The organism is Acidobacteriota bacterium (assembly GCA_016703965.1).
GTDB lineage: Bacteria > Acidobacteriota > Blastocatellia > Pyrinomonadales > Pyrinomonadaceae > OLB17.
Genome location: JADJBB010000025.1, coordinates 244,215 through 261,580 on the forward strand (window position 1 = coordinate 244,215; position 17,366 = coordinate 261,580).

General features: G+C 52.1%; 25 protein-coding genes and 1 pseudogene. All 26 read left to right on the forward strand.

The genetic code is table 11. The features are described 5' to 3' along the window. Positions 1-2: 2 nt before the first annotated feature. The 26 genes and pseudogenes from rpsQ (at position 3) to pnp (ending at position 17,318) form a co-directional block, all read left to right on the forward strand. A complete protein-coding gene (rpsQ, locus tag IPG22_18525) occupies positions 3-569 on the forward strand; it encodes a 30S ribosomal protein S17 (protein MBK6590281.1) in 567 nt (188 codons plus the stop codon). 81 nt (positions 570-650) lie between these two features. Then, the gene (rplN, locus tag IPG22_18530) at positions 651-1,019 is read left to right on the forward strand and encodes a 50S ribosomal protein L14 (protein ID MBK6590282.1); all 369 of its coding nucleotides are present in this window, start codon (positions 651-653) and stop codon (positions 1,017-1,019) included. A gap of 50 nt (positions 1,020-1,069) precedes the next feature. Beyond that, positions 1,070-1,501 carry a 50S ribosomal protein L24 gene (rplX, locus tag IPG22_18535; protein ID MBK6590283.1) on the forward strand — a complete coding sequence of 144 codons (432 nt, stop codon included), beginning with the start codon at positions 1,070-1,072 and terminating at the stop codon, positions 1,499-1,501. 98 nt (positions 1,502-1,599) lie between these two features. Continuing rightward, positions 1,600-2,139: a 50S ribosomal protein L5 gene (gene rplE, locus IPG22_18540; protein MBK6590284.1), complete on the forward strand. Its 540-nt coding sequence runs from the start codon at positions 1,600-1,602 to the stop codon at positions 2,137-2,139. A gap of 4 nt (positions 2,140-2,143) precedes the next feature. Further along, positions 2,144-2,449: a 30S ribosomal protein S14 gene (gene rpsN / locus IPG22_18545; GenBank protein ID MBK6590285.1), complete on the forward strand. Its 306-nt coding sequence runs from the start codon at positions 2,144-2,146 to the stop codon at positions 2,447-2,449. Positions 2,450-2,545: 96 nt separating this feature from the next. Next, positions 2,546-2,938, forward strand: coding sequence for a 30S ribosomal protein S8 (rpsH, locus tag IPG22_18550; GenBank protein MBK6590286.1), 393 nt, complete (start codon positions 2,546-2,548; stop codon positions 2,936-2,938). Positions 2,939-3,026: 88 nt separating this feature from the next. Continuing rightward, positions 3,027-3,587, forward strand: a complete 561-nt coding sequence (gene rplF / locus IPG22_18555) for a 50S ribosomal protein L6 (GenBank protein ID MBK6590287.1) — start codon at positions 3,027-3,029, stop codon at positions 3,585-3,587. An 83-nt stretch (positions 3,588-3,670) separates the two neighbouring features. Then, a complete protein-coding gene (gene rplR / locus IPG22_18560) occupies positions 3,671-4,060 on the forward strand; it encodes a 50S ribosomal protein L18 (protein MBK6590288.1) in 390 nt (129 codons plus the stop codon). A gap of 39 nt (positions 4,061-4,099) precedes the next feature. Further along, on the forward strand, positions 4,100-4,609 hold the full coding sequence (gene rpsE / locus IPG22_18565; protein ID MBK6590289.1) for a 30S ribosomal protein S5: 510 nt from the start codon (positions 4,100-4,102) through the stop codon (positions 4,607-4,609). A gap of 89 nt (positions 4,610-4,698) precedes the next feature. Next, the gene (gene rpmD / locus IPG22_18570; GenBank protein ID MBK6590290.1) at positions 4,699-4,902 is read left to right on the forward strand and encodes a 50S ribosomal protein L30; all 204 of its coding nucleotides are present in this window, start codon (positions 4,699-4,701) and stop codon (positions 4,900-4,902) included. Positions 4,903-4,983: 81 nt separating this feature from the next. Continuing rightward, positions 4,984-5,348 (forward strand): annotated as a pseudogene (gene rplO / locus IPG22_18575) (50S ribosomal protein L15). 9 nt (positions 5,349-5,357) lie between these two features. Further along, the gene (locus IPG22_18580) at positions 5,358-5,459 is read left to right on the forward strand and encodes an uL15 family ribosomal protein (protein ID MBK6590291.1); all 102 of its coding nucleotides are present in this window, start codon (positions 5,358-5,360) and stop codon (positions 5,457-5,459) included. Between the two features lie 103 nt (positions 5,460-5,562). Then, positions 5,563-6,981 carry a preprotein translocase subunit SecY gene (gene secY / locus IPG22_18585; GenBank protein ID MBK6590292.1) on the forward strand — a complete coding sequence of 473 codons (1,419 nt, stop codon included), beginning with the start codon at positions 5,563-5,565 and terminating at the stop codon, positions 6,979-6,981. 84 nt (positions 6,982-7,065) lie between these two features. Next, a complete protein-coding gene (locus IPG22_18590; GenBank protein ID MBK6590293.1) occupies positions 7,066-7,710 on the forward strand; it encodes an adenylate kinase in 645 nt (214 codons plus the stop codon). A 28-nt stretch (positions 7,711-7,738) separates the two neighbouring features. Next, entirely contained in the window at positions 7,739-8,536 is a 798-nt protein-coding gene (map, locus tag IPG22_18595; protein ID MBK6590294.1) for a type I methionyl aminopeptidase, read from the forward strand. Positions 8,537-8,607: 71 nt separating this feature from the next. Continuing rightward, complete coding sequence (infA, locus tag IPG22_18600; GenBank protein ID MBK6590295.1) at positions 8,608-8,829, forward strand: translation initiation factor IF-1; 222 nt, start codon at positions 8,608-8,610, stop codon at positions 8,827-8,829. An 85-nt stretch (positions 8,830-8,914) separates the two neighbouring features. Further along, a complete protein-coding gene (gene rpmJ, locus IPG22_18605; protein ID MBK6590296.1) occupies positions 8,915-9,028 on the forward strand; it encodes a 50S ribosomal protein L36 in 114 nt (37 codons plus the stop codon). A 53-nt stretch (positions 9,029-9,081) separates the two neighbouring features. Then, positions 9,082-9,465, forward strand: a complete 384-nt coding sequence (gene rpsM / locus IPG22_18610; GenBank protein ID MBK6590297.1) for a 30S ribosomal protein S13 — start codon at positions 9,082-9,084, stop codon at positions 9,463-9,465. Between the two features lie 71 nt (positions 9,466-9,536). Continuing rightward, complete coding sequence (rpsK, locus tag IPG22_18615) at positions 9,537-9,938, forward strand: 30S ribosomal protein S11 (protein MBK6590298.1); 402 nt, start codon at positions 9,537-9,539, stop codon at positions 9,936-9,938. 192 nt (positions 9,939-10,130) lie between these two features. Beyond that, positions 10,131-10,763, forward strand: a complete 633-nt coding sequence (rpsD, locus tag IPG22_18620) for a 30S ribosomal protein S4 (GenBank protein ID MBK6590299.1) — start codon at positions 10,131-10,133, stop codon at positions 10,761-10,763. A gap of 94 nt (positions 10,764-10,857) precedes the next feature. Further along, complete coding sequence (locus IPG22_18625; protein ID MBK6590300.1) at positions 10,858-11,874, forward strand: DNA-directed RNA polymerase subunit alpha; 1,017 nt, start codon at positions 10,858-10,860, stop codon at positions 11,872-11,874. Between the two features lie 80 nt (positions 11,875-11,954). Beyond that, complete coding sequence (rplQ, locus tag IPG22_18630) at positions 11,955-12,458, forward strand: 50S ribosomal protein L17 (protein ID MBK6590301.1); 504 nt, start codon at positions 11,955-11,957, stop codon at positions 12,456-12,458. Between the two features lie 135 nt (positions 12,459-12,593). Then, a complete protein-coding gene (gene accB / locus IPG22_18635; GenBank protein MBK6590302.1) occupies positions 12,594-13,037 on the forward strand; it encodes an acetyl-CoA carboxylase biotin carboxyl carrier protein in 444 nt (147 codons plus the stop codon). An 83-nt stretch (positions 13,038-13,120) separates the two neighbouring features. After that, the gene (gene accC, locus IPG22_18640; GenBank protein MBK6590303.1) at positions 13,121-14,470 is read left to right on the forward strand and encodes an acetyl-CoA carboxylase biotin carboxylase subunit; all 1,350 of its coding nucleotides are present in this window, start codon (positions 13,121-13,123) and stop codon (positions 14,468-14,470) included. 198 nt (positions 14,471-14,668) lie between these two features. Further along, the gene (rpsO, locus tag IPG22_18645) at positions 14,669-14,938 is read left to right on the forward strand and encodes a 30S ribosomal protein S15 (protein ID MBK6590304.1); all 270 of its coding nucleotides are present in this window, start codon (positions 14,669-14,671) and stop codon (positions 14,936-14,938) included. Between the two features lie 238 nt (positions 14,939-15,176). After that, the gene (pnp, locus tag IPG22_18650; protein ID MBK6590305.1) at positions 15,177-17,318 is read left to right on the forward strand and encodes a polyribonucleotide nucleotidyltransferase; all 2,142 of its coding nucleotides are present in this window, start codon (positions 15,177-15,179) and stop codon (positions 17,316-17,318) included. The last annotated feature ends 48 nt before the right edge of the window (positions 17,319-17,366 follow it).

A 17,366-nucleotide genomic window follows, 5' to 3' on the forward strand; every position in this document is an offset into this window, starting at 1 on the left:
AAATGGTAAAGAAGAAGAAGGACGAAGAAGTCGAAGGAACAGTCGAAGCCGCAGCAGAAGAAACTGTGGTGGAAGCAGCTGCTGTGGAAGAAGTCGCAGCCGCTGAGGCTGAAGCTGTCGAAGCTGCTCCGGAAGCTGAGGTCGAGGCCGCTCCGGCGGAAGAGCCTGCTGCTGAAGTTGAAGTTGCCCCGGCTGAAGAGGCTGCTGTTGAGGCCGCACCTGTGGTCGAAGCGAAGCCGAAGAAAGCCGCAGCCAAGGCTCCGAAGGCCGCTAAGGTCGCCAAGACCCCGACAGCGGCAGAGGTTGACGGAGAGAAGAAGGTTCACAAGCGTGCTGAGAGAGTCGGCATCGTTTCTTCGGACAAAATGACCAAAACGGTAACTGTTCGAGTTGATCGTCTTGTCAAACATCCGGTGTACCGCAAATACGTCAAGAAGCGTAAGAAATTCATGGCTCACGACGAACTTGGGGCCAAGATCGGTGACAAGGTACGTATCATGGAGACTCGCCCTCTATCGGCAAGAAAGAGATGGCGTGTGGTTGAGATCCTGCAGAAAGCAGAGCTTTAAAGCGGTAGGCAGCAGCAGTCGCAGAATGCCGAATCGGCAAATGTTCACTGGTTGCTTGCCACTGATAACTGGAGAGAGATTATGATTCAGATGCAGACCTCGTTAGCGGTCGCAGACAATTCAGGAGCAAAGCGGGTCGAGATGATCATGCCGGTCGGTGGTTCGACGGCGAAGATCGCACGGCTCGGTGATACGATCAAAGTTACGGTCAAAGAAGCCGCTCCGGATGGTACCGCAAAGAAAGGTAAGGTTTACAACGCCGTTATCGTGAGAACCCGCAAGGAAGTTCGTCGTAAAGACGGAACGTACATCCGGTTCGACGACAACGCAGCGGTTCTCATCAAGGACGACGGCTCTCCGATCGGAACACGTGTGTTCGGCCCAGTAGCCCGCGAACTTCGCGAAAAGAACTTTATGAAGATCGTGTCGTTGGCACCGGAAGTTATTTAGGACATATAGGACGTATAGGACGCATAGGTCCTATGTCTTGAGCAAAGAAAATGAAGACTCCAAAGACAGGAACAGTAAAGAGCAAGATCAAACGCGGCGATCAGGTCGTGTTCATTGCCGGAAAAGAATATAACCGCTACGACAGCGCAGGTAAGCGTCAGCCGTATCGCGGCAAAGTGATCGCGGTCGATGCTCGCAATGAGAAGGTCAAGGTCGAGGGAGCGATGATCGTTAAGCGTCACCGTAAACCGGTCCCGCAGATGAACCGCGAAGGCGGCATCATCGAGCAGGAAGCGTGGGTCAGCGTTTCGAACGTAGCTCTTATCGATCCGGAAACCGGAAAGCCGACACGTGTTAAGTACGAAGTTCGCGATGGTAAGAAGGTCAGAGTCGCCAAGAGCGGTAAAGTTCTTGTCGAGACCGGAAGCTACAAACGCGAAGCCAAGAAGATCGATGAAGAAGCGGCTCCGGAGGCCAATTAAGATTTTAGTCTGGAAACGGAGCGATCAGATCTGAAGTTTAGATCGGAGGTCTGAAATTATTATCGGAACCCAGACGCTAATAGGAGAAGCCAAAGAAAATGGCCAGGTTAAAAGAAAAATATAAAAGTGAGATCGCTCCGGCATTAGCTAAGGAGTTTGATATCAAGAACCCGATGGCGATCCCGAGGATCGAAAAGGTCGTGGTCAACATGGGACTGGGCGAAGCAAGTTCGAACGCCAAGATCCTGGACGTTGCCGCCGAAGAGCTCAAATCGGTAACAGGCCAAAAGCCCGTCATCACGAAGGCAAAGAAATCAATTGCTGCCTTCAAGCTCCGCCAGGGAATGGCGATCGGCACCATGGTGACGCTTCGGGGCGATAGAATGTTCGAGTTTCTCGATCGTCTTATCTCGGTTGCTCTGCCTCGAGTACGCGATTTTCGCGGTATATCGGGCAAGGCGTTCGACGGACGCGGAAACTACACGCTCGGTATTCGCGAGCAGCTCATTTTCCCGGAGATCGATTTCAACAAAGTCGATAAGACCCGCGGAATGAATATTTCGATAGTAACGACAGCAAAAAACGATGAGCAGGCCCGCTCGCTTCTGAAAGCAATGGGAATGCCGTTCAGACAATAGAAACATGGCAAAGATCAGCAAAGTAGTAAAAAACGAGATGCGTCGCGAGACGGTGAAGCTTTATGCAGAACGCCGTGCAGCCGCAAAGAAGATCATCAACAACCCTAAATCGACGGTTGAAGAAGTCGATGCAGCGGTGATCAAACTTCAGAAGATGCCGCGTAATGCGAGCCCTTCGCGCGTCCGCAACCGCTGTTCACAGTCGGGCCGTTCGCGCGGATACCTTAGAAAGTTTGGCATCTCGCGTATCGCCCTTCGTTCGCTTGCACTGGAAGGCCAGATCCCGGGTGTCGTTAAGTCGAGCTGGTAGATAGTTTTGGAAACCGCTTTTGGAGCGGCAACTGCTTAAGTAGAGTTCCCGCAAACGGAACTCTAAACTGAGCAATTATACGGAGTAAATAGAGCAATGACAGATCCAATAGCCGACATGTTAACGCGAATTCGCAACGCTATCCGTGCGAATCACACCCGCGTCGATATTCCTGGCTCAAAGCTGAAGATGGAAGTAGCACGCATTCTCAAGGAAGAAGGCTACATCAACAACTATTCGACCAAGGGTGAAGGCGTTAAATACGTCATCCGTATTTTCCTTCGCTACGATGCGAAGGGAACGCCGTCGATCACGCATTTGTCGCGAGTATCGACACCGGGGCGCCGCGTATACGTCGGATCCGCGGATATACCAAAGGTTCTCGGCGGATATGGTGTAAACATCGTCTCGACGTCGAAGGGCCTGATGAGCGGAAAACGAGCTCGTGCCGAAAAGGTTGGCGGCGAGATCTTAGCAACGATTTATTAATTGAACTTTGATTTTCGATTTTTGATCTTTGACCGGATTTGCCGCGTCGATCAAGAATCTGAGGTCCAAGATCCAAGATCAAAAGATTATGTCTAGAGTAGGAAAAAAACCGATATCGATCCCGTCCGGCGTGACCGTGACGATCAAAGACTCGGAAATGGAAGTTAAGGGGCCGAAGGGCACGCTGAAAACTCCGATCCCGGCTGGTGTAACATTCAAGCAGGAGGACGGAACGCTTACGGCGGAACGTGCAAGTGACGATGTTTCGGCGTTCCATGGCCTGGCGAGGGCTTTGGCGAATAATGCGGTCGTCGGAGTAACTGAAGGCTTTAAGCGAGAGATGGATATCGTGGGCGTGGGTTACAAGGCCGATGTTCAGGGCCAGAACATAAACTTCTCGCTCGGATATTCGCACCCGATCGTTTACTCACTGCCTGCCGGTATTGAGGCGAAAGCGGAACGTGTGAACACGAAAGCGTCGATCACGCAGTACCAGACGACGATAACCCTGAGCGGCATTGATAAACAGCTGCTCGGACAGGTCGCCGCCGAGCTTAACCGCCTCCGTAAACCGGATGCATACAAAGGAAAAGGCGTTCGGTACGCTGAGAAATCGTACAAGTTGAAACCAGGCAAAACTGGTAAATAGTTGGTGGATCATTGTTCGTGGATCGTTGCAGAAGCAGCTTTTATACGACGAGCAACGATCAATGAGCAACGAGCAATAAAGTTATGTCACAGAAAAGTAGAGCAGAAATTCGACACGGTGTTCACAGCCGCATTCGTAAGAAAGTCAACGGCACGGCTGAACGTCCAAGATTGGCGGTGTTCCGCAGCGTAAGTCATATTTACGCTCAGATCATTGACGATAAAACGGGGACCACGCTTGCGACCGCATCGACGACTGAGAAAGCACTCGGCCTCAAAACAGGCGGAAACATTGATGCCGCGAAGACGGTCGGTAAAGCTATCGCCGAGCGTGCTGTGAAAGCGGGCATTTCGACTGTCGTTTACGATCGCGGAGGATATGTCTATCACGGCCGTGTCAAAGCCTTGATCGACGCTTCGCGTGAAGCCGGATTGAACAAGCACGAAGTTAAAGAGGCCGAAGCAGCGGCATAGTGAGATCGCGCGGGCGGCTATGTCCGTGCTCCAATTTTTATGATTAAGTCTAAACAGAAAATTGCTCAGAGCGGCTTGCTGCTCAAGGATCAGTTGATCTCGATCAACCGCGTTACCAAGGTCGTTAAAGGCGGTAAGAACATGTCGTTCGCTGCTCTCGTTGTCGTCGGCGACGAAGCTGGCCACGTTGGATTTGGAACGGGTAAAGCGAAGGAAGTTCCGAACGCGATCAAGAAAGCGGTCGAGGCGGCGAAAAACAACCTCATCCGCGTCCCGCTCATTGACGGCACGCTGCCGCATGAGATGATCGGCGAATACGGAGCAGGACGCGTCCTGCTCAAGCCGGCGGCCGAAGGTACTGGAGTTATCGCCGGCGGAGCCGTGCGTGCTATTCTTCAGTCACTTGGCGTGCACAACGTGCGTACGAAGATCCTCGGGTCGAACAACGCCCATAATGTTATCCGTGCGACGTTTAACGGATTGCTCCGCATGAAGGACCCGATCGAGGTCGCTCGTTTGCGTGGAAAGCAGGTTGAAGACTTTAACTAGTTTATAGAGTTGCGAAGTTACAGAGTTTCGAAGTTGTAAGACGGCTTCGACAAACTTCGCAAACTTTGTAAACTTTGTAACTTAAAATCATGGCAAAGAAAGCAGAAATTAAAGAAGGCGGGCAGATCAAGATCCAGTATTACCGGAGCATGATCGGCTATTCGAAAAAACAGAAGGAGATCGTCAAAGCATTGGGTATAACCAAGCTCAATCAGACGGTTACTCTATTAGATTCGGCAGGCTCACGAGGTATCGTGGCTAAGGTTCCGCACTTACTCAGGATCGTTGACTAGATCGTCGATGGTTGATCGGCGATGGTTGCTTCGATAAGCAGCGATCAATGATCAACGGACAACGGTCAAATAACTAAAGTTATGGCTTTATCATTAAACAATTTACATCCGGCTCCGGGATCTACGCATAAAAAGAAGCGTATCGGCCGCGGCCGGGTTCGGGCACGGGTAAGACTGCGGGTAAGGGACACAAGGGCCAGAAGTCACGTTCGGGCTACAGCAGCAAGCGTGGATTCGAGGGCGGTCAGATGCCTTTGCAGCGTCGTTTGCCTAAGCGTGGATTTACGAATATCTTCAAGAAAGAGTGGATCGAGATCAGTCTCGCGAAGATCGAAGAGAGTTTCCAGGCGGGTGATGCTGTCACGCCGGAGGTTCTTCACGAACGCGGCCTGATCAAGAAGGCGAAGCACGATCTGGTGATCCTCGGAACCGGTGAGGTTTCGTAATCGTTAAATATTTCAGCGCATCGCTTTACCAAGACTGCTAAGGAAAAGATCGAGAAGGCCGGCGGCACTGCCACGGTAATTGAAAAGGCGAAAGTTGCTGAAGCGGCTTAAGCAGTCGTCAGTGGTCGGTGGTCCTTAGTCAGATAAAGACACGGATCGCGGACAAATTATAGATCTGACCACTGGCCACTAAATGCTGGCCACTTATAAGAATATGGAGAAGTTTTTCGGCGCCATACAAAACATGTTCAAGGTTCCTGAGCTCAGGAAGAGGATTCTCTTCACTCTCGGGTTGTTGGCCGTGTATCGCTTAGGTGCCCACGTTCAGGCACCGGGTATCAATAGCGCTCAGCTCGAAAGGGTCTGGGCAGACGTCGCGGGCACGCTCCTCGGAGTTCTCGATCTGTTCTCGGGCGGCAACTTTCGTACCATCTCGGTCTTTGCTCTCGGCGTCACGCCGTATATTACGGCATCGATCATCATGCAGCTCCTCCCGGTTCTTTCTCCGGCAATGAAGAAAATCCAGGAAGAAGGTGAGGTCGGCCGACAGAAGATGAACCAATGGACGCGGTACTCGACCGTTGCCCTTTGTGCGGTTCAGACCTTCTTCGTTGCTACCTGGCTTTCGCGTAATCAGATCATTCCGGAAACGTGGCCTGCTACGCTGATGATCGTTGTTACGCTCACTACCGGAACCATTTTTGTCATGTGGCTGGGTGAACAGATCACTGAACGTGGTGTTGGTAACGGAATATCGCTCTTGATCTTCGCAGGTATTGTCATTGGCTTGCCGCGTGGAATCCAGCAGATCGCCGGACGCGTCAGTGCCGGTGACCCGATGCAGACGCTTGGCGTCGTTTTCCTGGTCGTAGTTCTCGTAGCTCTGATCGCGTTGATCGTCTATGTCGAATCTGCCCGCCGTAATATTGCGATCAGCTATGCCAGCCGAAGAGTTGGTTCGCAGACCTTCCGCGGACAGGAGACAAGCCTTCCGCTCAAGATCAACATGGGCGGAGTTATTCCGGTCATTTTTGCTTCCTCGGTCCTGGCGATGCCGCAGACACTGTTCTCGGCGTTCCCGGCAGATCCGAATGAGCCGAATTCGACGTGGTCTAAGGTCTATGCGTTCTTCCAGCAGTTCCACGGCGGCGATCCTTACTACGAAGTGGTCTTTATTTCGTTGATCGTGATCTTCACGTTCTTCTATATTACGATCATTTTTAATACGGATGAGGTCTCGGACAACCTGCGGAAGCACGGTGGATTTATCGCCGGTATTCGTCCGGGTGCCCCGACGGCAGAATACCTTAATGCTATCCTGACACGCTTAACGACTGTTGGTGCTATCTATCTCGCGTTCATCGCATTCCTGCCGCAGCTTCTGCTCAGCGGGTTTAAGGTAGCTCGTCTCCCTTTCGTTGGAACGTCGATCGATAACTTCTTTACAAGTACTCCGGGGCTCAGCTGGATCCCGACCGGACTTGGTTATCAGTTCTTCTTTGGCGGTACGTCACTGCTTATTCTCGTCGGTGTTGCGATGGATACTATCTCGCAGATCGAGGCTCAACTCGTGATGCGCAACTACGAAGGTTTTCTCGGCTCTGGGTCGAGACTTCGCGGTCGACGCTCATAGCGATTTTTCGCCACAGAGGGCACGGAGGGCGGGAGAATATGATTCTCTTTTTACTCTGTGTCCTCTGTGGCTATAAGTTCTTTAATGGATAAGATAATTGTACTGATCGGTGCTCCGGGGGCAGGGAAGGGAACACAGGCGAGGCTTTTGGACGAGCGTCGCGGAATCCCGCAGATCTCGACGGGAGATATGTTTCGCGAGATGAAAACGCTCGATACGCCGCTTGCGAAAGAGGTGCAGGAGATAATGGCATCGGGCAAGCTGATATCGGACGATCTTACTTTCAAGATCGTTCGCGAACGAACGGCTAAGCCTGATACAGCCGGAACCTACGTGCTCGATGGTTATCCGCGGACTGCGGTCCAGGCCGGGCAACTCGAGGAACTGGCGAAAGAGCAGGGAAAAGAGATCCTTGCGATCGAGGTCGATGTCTCACGCGACGAGTTGATGAAGCGGCTAACCGGCCGGCGAAGCTGCCCGGTATGTGGTGAGATCTACAACATTTATTCGAAGCCGCCGAGGAATGACGGTTTCTGCGACGACCATCCGGATACGCCGCTCGCTCATCGGGCTGACGATTCGGAAGAGAAAGTTAAAGTGCGTCTCGAAACATACGACGAACTTACCAAGCCGCTGCTCGACTATTATGAAAAGTCGGGACGCTTGAGGAAGATAGACGGGACGGGAGAGATCGAGGACATTTACGGCGAATTGAATGAGCTTTTATAGAGCCATCCGCAATTTGTTCAGCAAAGACATGATCATCGCGAAATCAGCAAAGGATCTTGATAAAATGCGTGCCGTCGGCGAGCTCATCGCCGAGGTTCGCGAAGCTTTGCGTGGAATGGTTGCTCCCGGTATCTCGACGATGGAACTGAACAACGCCGCCGAAAAGATGATCCGCGACGCCGGGGCGATACCGACGTTCATCGGCTATCACGGGTTTCCGTACGCGATATGTGCATCAGTCAATGACGAGATCGTTCACGGTTTTTCGAAAACGACACCGCTGGTCGAGGGCGATATTGTCTCGCTGGACATGGCCGCAACCTTTAATGGGTTCGTTGGTGATTGTGCGATGACCTGTCCGGTAGGTGAGATCACTGAAGAGTTAAAGCAGCTTATCCGTGTGACCGAGGAATGCTTGGAATTCGGCATTCAGGCTGCTCGTGTTAACAATCGCGTTGGCGACATCGGCTGGGCGGTTCAGCAGCACGCTGAGAAATACGGTTACGGCATTGTTCGCGATTACACGGGACACGGTATCGGCCGTGCGATGCATGAGGCACCGCAGATCGCGAATTACGGCCGGCAGGGAACTAAAGAGAGAATTCGTGCAGGATATTGCTTTGCGATCGAGCCGATGCTCAATCTGGGAACGCACGAAACAAAGACATTGGCCGATAAGTGGACGGTCGTTACTTTGGACGGGAAGCCTTCCGCTCACGCCGAGCATACGCTCGCAGTAACGCCGGACGGGCCTGAGATATTGACGCTCACGAAGGAGCAGAAAAAGCTTCGTGAAAATGCGAATGCTGAAAGAGCCGCTGCCTGACTTGATAACACAGCAGAAAAAGGCTAACATTATTGGTTTGCTCAACTAATCAGCCGGTTGACTCGAGATGTATGTCTAAAGAAGAAGCGATAGAGGTCACAGCGACGGTGCTGGAAACATTGCCAAACGCAATGTTCAAGGTTGCTGTTGACGATAATCAGCATGAGGTTTTAGCTCATATTTCAGGCAAAATGCGAAAGAATTTCATTCGCATCCTGCCCGGCGACAAGGTCCTGGTGGAGCTTTCGCCATACGATCTGAAACGCGGTCGGATAACGTACCGATATAAGTAGTTGAGAGTTGAGAGTTCGGAGGGGTGAGTAAGAGAGTTTTTCAAACTCCCGACATTCGACCTTAGACCGACAAGAGGTAAAAACGATGAAAGTCAGACCTTCAGTAAAGAAAATGTGCGACAAGTGCAAGGTTATTCACCGCAAAGGCATTGTGCGCGTAATTTGCGAAAACCCGAAGCACAAGCAGAGGCAGGGATAACATATTTCAGATTTGAAATTTGAGATTTCAAATTAGGGAAAATCGGAGAACATATGGCTCGTATAGCAGGAGTTGATTTACCGCCCAATAAAAGGGCACAGATTGGGATGACCTACATCTATGGTGTGGGCAAATCGCGTGCGACCGATATCCTTGGCAAAGCCGGGATCGGTATCGATACCAAAATCAAGGATATGAGCGAGGATGAGTTAAATCAGATCCGCACGATCCTCGATACTGAAGGCGACGTCGAGGGCGATCTCAGAAAGCGCGTCCAGATGGACATCAAGCGTTTGATGGACATCGGCTGCTACCGCGGCCTGCGTCATCGCCGCAGTCTCCCGGTTCGCGGACAGCGTACAAGTACGAACGCACGTACCAGAAAAGGTCCGCGTAAAGCGGCCGTGGCTAAGAAGAAGGCACCAGGTAAGAAATAGTTAAGAAGTGAGCAGTGAGCAGTGAGCAGTAAATTCTGCTTACTGCCATCTGCTCACCGCTCACTAAAGATATGGCAAAACCAGCAGCAAATAAGAAAAAGACTTTTAAGAAGAAAGAGCGGAAAAATATTCCGGTCGGTATCGTGCACATTTCGGCGTCGTTCAACAATACGCTGATCTCGATCACCGATACGATGGGTAATCTCGTCGCTCAGTCCTCGTCGGGGGCACGCGGTTTCCGCGGTTCGCGTAAAGGAACACCGTTCGCCGCTCAGCAGGCAGCTTCAGAAGCAGCCCGCAAGGCTTTGGATGCGGGAATGCGTGAAGTGGAAGTTCGGGTCAAAGGCCCGGGCGGCGGTCGTGAGTCGGCAATTCGTGCGATCAATCAGGCCGGGATCCGCGTAAACTCAATTCGCGATACCACCCCGATCCCACACAACGGATGCCGTCCGCCAAAGCGCAGACGCGTTTGACGATTTTGGATTTTAGATTTTGGATTGCTAAGGCAGTCTTGTTTGGTTTTATCGAAAGGACGAAGGTCAGCGAATAGCTTTCCGTAAACTTTTCCGACAATCGGAGTCGGTTTAAGATTTTGATCGTGGTTTTTGGAGGTGAATCCAAAATCCAAAATCCAAAATCCAAAATCGCCCCCCCGGAGGCAAATTATGGCTAGATATAGAGATGCGGTGTGCAGGCTTTGCCGCCGCGAAGGTGCAAAATTATTTCTCAAGGGCGATCGCTGCTTTAAACCCTCATGCGCGATCGAAAAACGCGGTACCAATCCGCCAGGACAGCACGGTGCTGCTAGACGCAAAATGCTCCAGGGCTATGGTGAGCAGCTTCGTGAAAAGCAGAAAGTAAAGCGTATTTACTTCATTCTCGAAAAGCAGTTTCGGAATTACTTCGAAAAAGCCCGTCAGCAGAAGGGCGTTACGGGTGAGATCCTGTTGTCGATGCTGGAGAGACGTCTTGATAACGTCGTATATCGCTCGGGTTTCTCGACCTCACGCCGTCAATCACGCCAACTCGTAAACCACGGCCACGTGACCGTCAATGGAAAGAAGGTGAATATTCCATCGTTCCAGGTCAAGGCGGGTGATGTGGTCGCGATAAAAGAAAATACTCACAAGAACGTCCACGTCGACGCGGCCTGGCAGACAGCCGGCGGCCGCGGGCGTCCGCAGTGGCTCAGCATTGACGGCAAAGATCTGAGCGTTGTCGTTTCAGGTTTGCCAACACGTCAGGATATCGACGCGAATATTAACGAGCAGTTGATCGTTGAGCTTTATAGTAAGTAGTTAAATGAGTTTGCTGGGTTGACCGGGTTGGTGAGTCGTTTTGGGCTCGCAGCCGGTCAACTTGGTGAACTCAAAGGACTTTTAAAAAAAATATATGACACAGAGCAACCATTGGACAGACTTCCAGATGCCAAGCCGTCTTAATGTCGACACCGAAACCTTGACGGAACGGTACGGCAAGTTTCATGCGGCTCCATTCGAACGCGGATTTGGCACGACCGTCGGTAACTCTATCCGTCGTGCATTGCTATCGTCAATCGAAGGAGCGGCCATCACGGCGATCAAGATCGAAGGCGTAGAGCACGAATTTTCATCGATCAAGGGGGTTGTAGAGGATGCGACCGACGTCATCTTGAACCTCAAACAGGTTCCTTTTAATCTGCATGGTGCAGGTCCTAAAACGCTGTCGATCAGCAAGAAGGGTGCGGGCATCGTCACCAGTGGCGACATTGAGACCGACGGCGACGTTGAAGTGCTCGACAAAGAAATTCACATAGCTACTATCAGTGCAGGCGGTTCGCTCAACATTGAAATGAGACTGAAGCAGGGCCGTGGCTACGTTTCGGCTGAATTTAATAACGACGAAGATCTTTCGGTCGGATATATTCCCATCGATTCGGTTCATACGCCGATCAAGAAGGTTAACTACAACGTCGAGCAGACCCGTCAGGGATCGAACACGGAATTCGACAAACTTACGCTCGAAGTCTGGACCGACGGCAGCGTAAAACCAGAAGATTCGATCGGCCTGGCAGCGAAACTGGTGAAAGATCACATGTCGATCTTCGTCAATTTCGAAGAGGAAGAAGAAGAATATAAATACGAGGACATCGCCCGTCCGCCGCTTATGCGGAACGATCTGCTGGACAAATCGGTCGACGAACTTGAGCTTTCGGTACGTTCATATAATTGCCTGAAGAACGCCGACATTCGCTCGATCCGCGATCTGATCCGCCGCAGCGAAAAGGACATGCTGCATACCAAGAATTTCGGCAAGAAATCACTCACCGAGATCAAGGATATGCTTCACGGAATGGGCCTCGATTTTGGTATGGATTTTGACGAGCACGGCAATCCGATCCCGGGATCGGGCGGCCGCGATCTGGACTAGGGTCCGGTAGGCAGTCGGCAGCGGCAGAAAGCACTATAAAGCAACTGACCACCGACAACTGACCACTGACAACAAAAGAAATGAGACACTTAAAAGCACATCGTAAATTAGGCCGTACCACTGAGCATCGCATGTCTTTGCTTAGGAATCTGGCGACCTCGCTGATCAATGCTGAGAAGGAACACATCGTCACGACCGTTCCTAAGGCTAAAGAACTGCGTCCGTTCATTGAAAAAGCGATCACTCTCGCTCGCAAGGCTGAGAATCTGACCGGCGACGACAAGGTCCTTCGCGGCGTTCACCTCCGCCGGCAGGCGGCAGCATTCTTCCACGCTGGTAACAGCACTTTCAAAGCGGAACAAAGCCGTTTTCGTGGCAAGAAAGGGGAAGAAAAGGCTCCGATCGAACGTACGGCCGGTGTAAAGGCAGTCCAACGCCTTTTCAATGAGCTCGGAGCGCGCTATAAAGATCGTAACGGCGGTTACACTCGTATCATCAAACTCGGCCGCCGCCAGGGTGACAATGCCGAGATGGCGGTCATCGAATTAGTTGACAACCCACGTGAGTTAGCCGCTAAGGGCTAACATTTCATTGGTCGGAGGCTTAGCCAAATGAGCGATACAAACGCTTCGGCACGGGCAAAGGAAGGCGAAACAGTGGTTGAACAAAAAAGCGGTGACGACAAGAAGAAACTAGCGGTGACGGATCCATCGTTCAATATGGACGAGCTTCAGGCTTTGGCCGCGCTTGTTAATGAGCACGGATTCACTGATTTTGAATTCGAGAACGAAAACATTCGCGTACGGTTGAGTAAGGCAGTTACAGTTCAGGCGGCAGCCCCGGCAGCGGCACCCGTAGCCGCAGTTGCTCCGGTCGCGGCGGCTCCTGAGTCTGCACCTGCGGAGCCTGTAGATCCCGATGCCGGTTTGTTTAAAATAACATCGCCGATCGTTGGCACATTTTATCGCTCTCCCGGCCCGGACAAGGCAGCCTATGTCAGCGAGGGCAGCAAGGTGTCGCCCGAGACGACGGTTTGCATTGTTGAGGCGATGAAACTGATGAACGAGATCCAGGCAGAAACCTCGGGTGAGGTCGTCAGGATCTACGTCGAGAACGGTCAGCCGGTTGAATACGGACAGCCGCTTTTTGGAATTAAGAAATAAGGATCAGCCACAGAGCACACAGAGAAAGTCAGATAAGTTCTTATTGAATTTCTGCTCTGTGTGCTCTGTGGCTAAATTTGTTTATGCGTGAAATACGCAAAATTTTGATCGCTAATCGTGGGGAGATCGCCAACCGCATTATCTGGACGTGCAAGGAGATGGGAATCAAGACCGTCGCCGTGCATTCCGAGGCTGATCGTGATGCTCTGCACGTTCGTTATGCGGATGAAGCTCTCTGCATCGGCCCTGCCTCGTCGGCGGAAAGCTACCTTAATATTCCGGCGATCATCAGTGCGGCTGAGATAACCAATGTCGATGCAATTCATCCCGGCTATGGATTTTTAGCAGAGTCGGCGACGTTCGCTACGATCTGCGAAGACTGCAATATCAAATTCATCGGGCCGCGTCCCGAAGTGATCGCCATGATGGGCGACAAGGTCGAAGCACGTCGAACGATGACGGCCGCGGGCGTTCCGATATTACCGGGCAGCCCGGACCCGATCGAATCTACTGAAGAAGCAAAAAAGATAGCGCTCGAGATCGGTTTTCCTCTCATTATTAAGGCAGCTGCCGGCGGCGGCGGACGGGGTATGCGTATCGTTCGCGAAGAGAGCGAACTTCATGGCAGCCTGGAGCTCGCCCAGACCGAAGCTTTGAATGCGTTCAAAAACGGTGCCGTCTATATCGAGCGTTACATTGAACGTCCTCGCCACATTGAGATCCAGGTTCTTGCGGACGAGCACGGGAACGTGATCCATCTTGGCGAGCGTGAATGCACCATCCAGCGGCGCCACCAAAAGCTTCTTGAGGAAGCTCCGTCGCCCGCGATCTCGAAAGAGCTGCGCGAGCAAATGGGAGCGGTTGCGGTCAAGGCATGTCAGGAAATTGGATATTCGAGCGCGGGCACATTCGAATTCCTTCTCGATGAAGACGACAGTTATTACTTCATGGAGATGAACACCCGAATTCAGGTTGAGCATCCCGTGACGGAGATGGTAACGCTTGCGGACATTGTCCGAAATCAGGTAAGGATCGCGACGGGTGAGGATATCGGGTATACGCAGGACGAAGTCCAGATCGTGGGGCATTCGATCGAATGCCGTATTAATGCTGAGGATCCGGTGAAATTCACGCCGAGCCCGGGTAGGATCACGGCGTTCAATATTCCGGGCGGTCCCGGCGTACGCGTCGATACAGCTGTTTATCCGGGATATGTTGTGCCGCCCTATTACGATTCGATGATCGCAAAACTCATCGTCCACGCCCGCACACGCGAGCTGGCAATAGCCAGGATGCAGCGAGCTTTGGATATGATGGTCGTTGAGGGAATTAAGACGACGATACCGCTTCATCAGCGGATCATGGCAGACGAGAATTTCCGGAAGGGAAATTTCTCGACGAAGTTCATGGAAGAGTTCAAATACGAGATCTGAGCAGGTAGTAGCTAGAAGTTAAAAACTAAAAGCTGTTAAGGTCTTAAGTCGCAGAGTTGATTGTATTTACCGAATAGTTAATAATAAGAAAGAATAATTTTTCATATTTGTTAATAATTATTCTCTACACCCGTGGTTACCGCACAAGTTTGCGGAGTTACTGCGAACAATAGGAGAGGCTGATCAAAGCAAGAAAAAATGTCAACAGTTAAAGAAGTAAAAGAACAGATCGTTACAGATTACAAAACACACGGATCGGACACGGGTTCGTCGCAGGTGCAGATCGCTCTGCTCACGCAGCGCATTACCGAGCTGACCGCTCATTTCAAGATCCACAAGAAAGATAACAACTCACGCAGGGGCTTGCTTCAATTGGTCTCGCGTCGCAGAAAACTGCTTGATTATCTCAAGCGCCGTGATATTAATGAATATCACGAGATCATTAAGAAGTTAGGATTGAGAAGGTAGTTGAATTAATAGGTCGCATAGCTCCTATAGGACTTATGCGACCTATAAAAATTGGCCACTTCGGGCCTTAAACATACAAGATCTTCGCGAAGAATTTGCCGGTGGTTGCTGAACGTGACAGCATATTACGCCTCCGGACAAAGGAAGATCATCGTCACAATTAGTAATTGATTCCGAAGACGAAAGGGCGCTATCACGGCACAGCTCCTTTCGTCTTTGCTGTTTTAGAGGATAAGAAATGCCAAAAAAATATTTGAGTGAATCGATCAAGCTTGGATCGCAGGATTTGATCGTTGAAACAGGCAAGGTTGCAAAGCAGGCCGATGGTTCGGTCGTGATACGTTATGGCGATACGATGCTGCTGGTGGCAGCTGTTTCCGCCCGCACAGCCCGCGAAGGGATGGACTTTTTCCCGCTCACGGTCGAATACCGTGAAAACTCGTTTGCCGCCGGTCGCATTCCCGGAAACTATTTCCGCCGCGAAGGCCGCCCGTCGGAGAAAGAGATCCTTACCTGCCGGATGATCGACCGCCCGGTGCGTCCGCTGTTCGCCGATGGTTATAGATTTGAAACCCAGATCGTCGCGTCGGTCATTTCGGCTGACGATGATAACGATCCGGACGTGATCGCGATCACGGGTGCATCGTGTGCACTTTATTTATCGGATATCCCTTTCAATGACCCGATCGCAGGCGTCCGGATCGGTCTGATCGATGGCAAGTACATCGTCAACCCGAGCTATGACGAACGCCGCGACTCCGACCTTAGCCTGATCGTCGCCGGCACCGAAGAAGCGATCTGCATGGTCGAGTGCGAAGCTAATGAGGTTAACGAGACCATCATGGTCGAGGCTCTCATGCTCGGCCATCGCGAAGTAAAACGCCTTTGCCTGTGGCAGAAGGAACTCGGTAAGGCCCTGAACATTACGAAGCGTGAGTTCCACGTTCCCGAACTCGACGAACACATTGTTGCAGACGTCGAAAAGACGTGGACCGACAAGCTGCGTGCCGCTCTCGATTCGACCGGACGCGAGAAGATCGAAGTTTACGCAGGCCTCGACGCTCTGAAAAAAGAAGTTGTCGAAAGCTATCCTGAGGACGATCCCGGTGCACGTGCGACTGCCGGCAAGGCATTCAACAAGCTCAAGGAAAAGATCTTCCGCGAGGACATGCTGCTGAACAAACGTCGTCCCGATGGCCGCAAATTCTCGGAGATCCGCCCGATCAATTGCGAAGTCGGTTGGCTTCCGCGTGTTCACGGTTCGGCCTTGTTCACCCGCGGTGAAACGCAGGCGATCGTCACTACCACGCTCGGAACGAAAATGGACGGACAGTTCATGGACGATCTCGAGAAGGGAACGATCGACCGCAAGTTCATGCTGCATTACAATTTCCCGCCCTATTCGGTCGGTGAAACCGGCAGATTCGGCAGCACTTCGCGCCGCGAGACGGGCCACGGCAACCTCGCACGCCGTGCGATCATGTCGGTCTTGCCTGATGAGGCAGATTTTCCGTACACGATCCGCATCGTTTCGGATATCACGGAATCGAATGGTTCATCATCGATGGCGTCGGTCTGCGGCGGCATCCTGAGCCTGATGGACGCCGGTGTACCGATCAAGAAGCCGGTCGCGGGTGTTGCGATGGGCCTTGTAATGGAAGGCAACCGCTACGCGATCCTTTCGGACATCGCCGGTGCCGAAGATCATTACGGCGACATGGATTTCAAGGTGACGGGAACTGCCGACGGCATTACCGCTCTCCAGATGGACATCAAGGTCGGCGGTATCAACGCAATGATCCTGCAGGAAGCTCTGGAGCAAGCTAGAAAGGGCCGTCTCCACATCCTGGACGTCATGACGAAATCGATCGCCGAGCCGCGAGAGGAGCTCTCTGAGTTCGCACCGCGTATCATCACGATCCACATCAGCCCTGACAAGATCCGCGACGTTATTGGTAAGGGCGGTTCGGTCATTCGCTCGATCACCGAGGAGACCGGAGCCAAGATCGATATCGATGATGACGGCACGATCCTGATCGCAACGCCGGATGGCGAAGCTGCTCAGGCGGCGATCGCACGCATCAGGGCCCTCACGGCTGAGGCTGAGATCGGCGAGACGTATATGGGAACGGTTTCCCGCATCGTCGATTTCGGAGCGTTCGTTGAGATCCTGCCGGGCCTCGACGGTTTGCTGCACATCTCTGAGATCTCAGACCGCCGCGTACGCGACGTTCGTGACGAACTCAAAGAAGGCCAGCAGATCCTCGTCAAGTGCATCGGCAAGGAAGGCAACAAGGTCAAGCTTTCCAGAAAGGCCATCCTCGCCGAAGAGAAAGGCTCAGAAGGCAAGGGCAACGACGAAGAGCCGGAAGGCGAATAATTCAGACTGGAGGGCGAGCAGACTGCTCGCCCTTTTAGTTTTGGATGC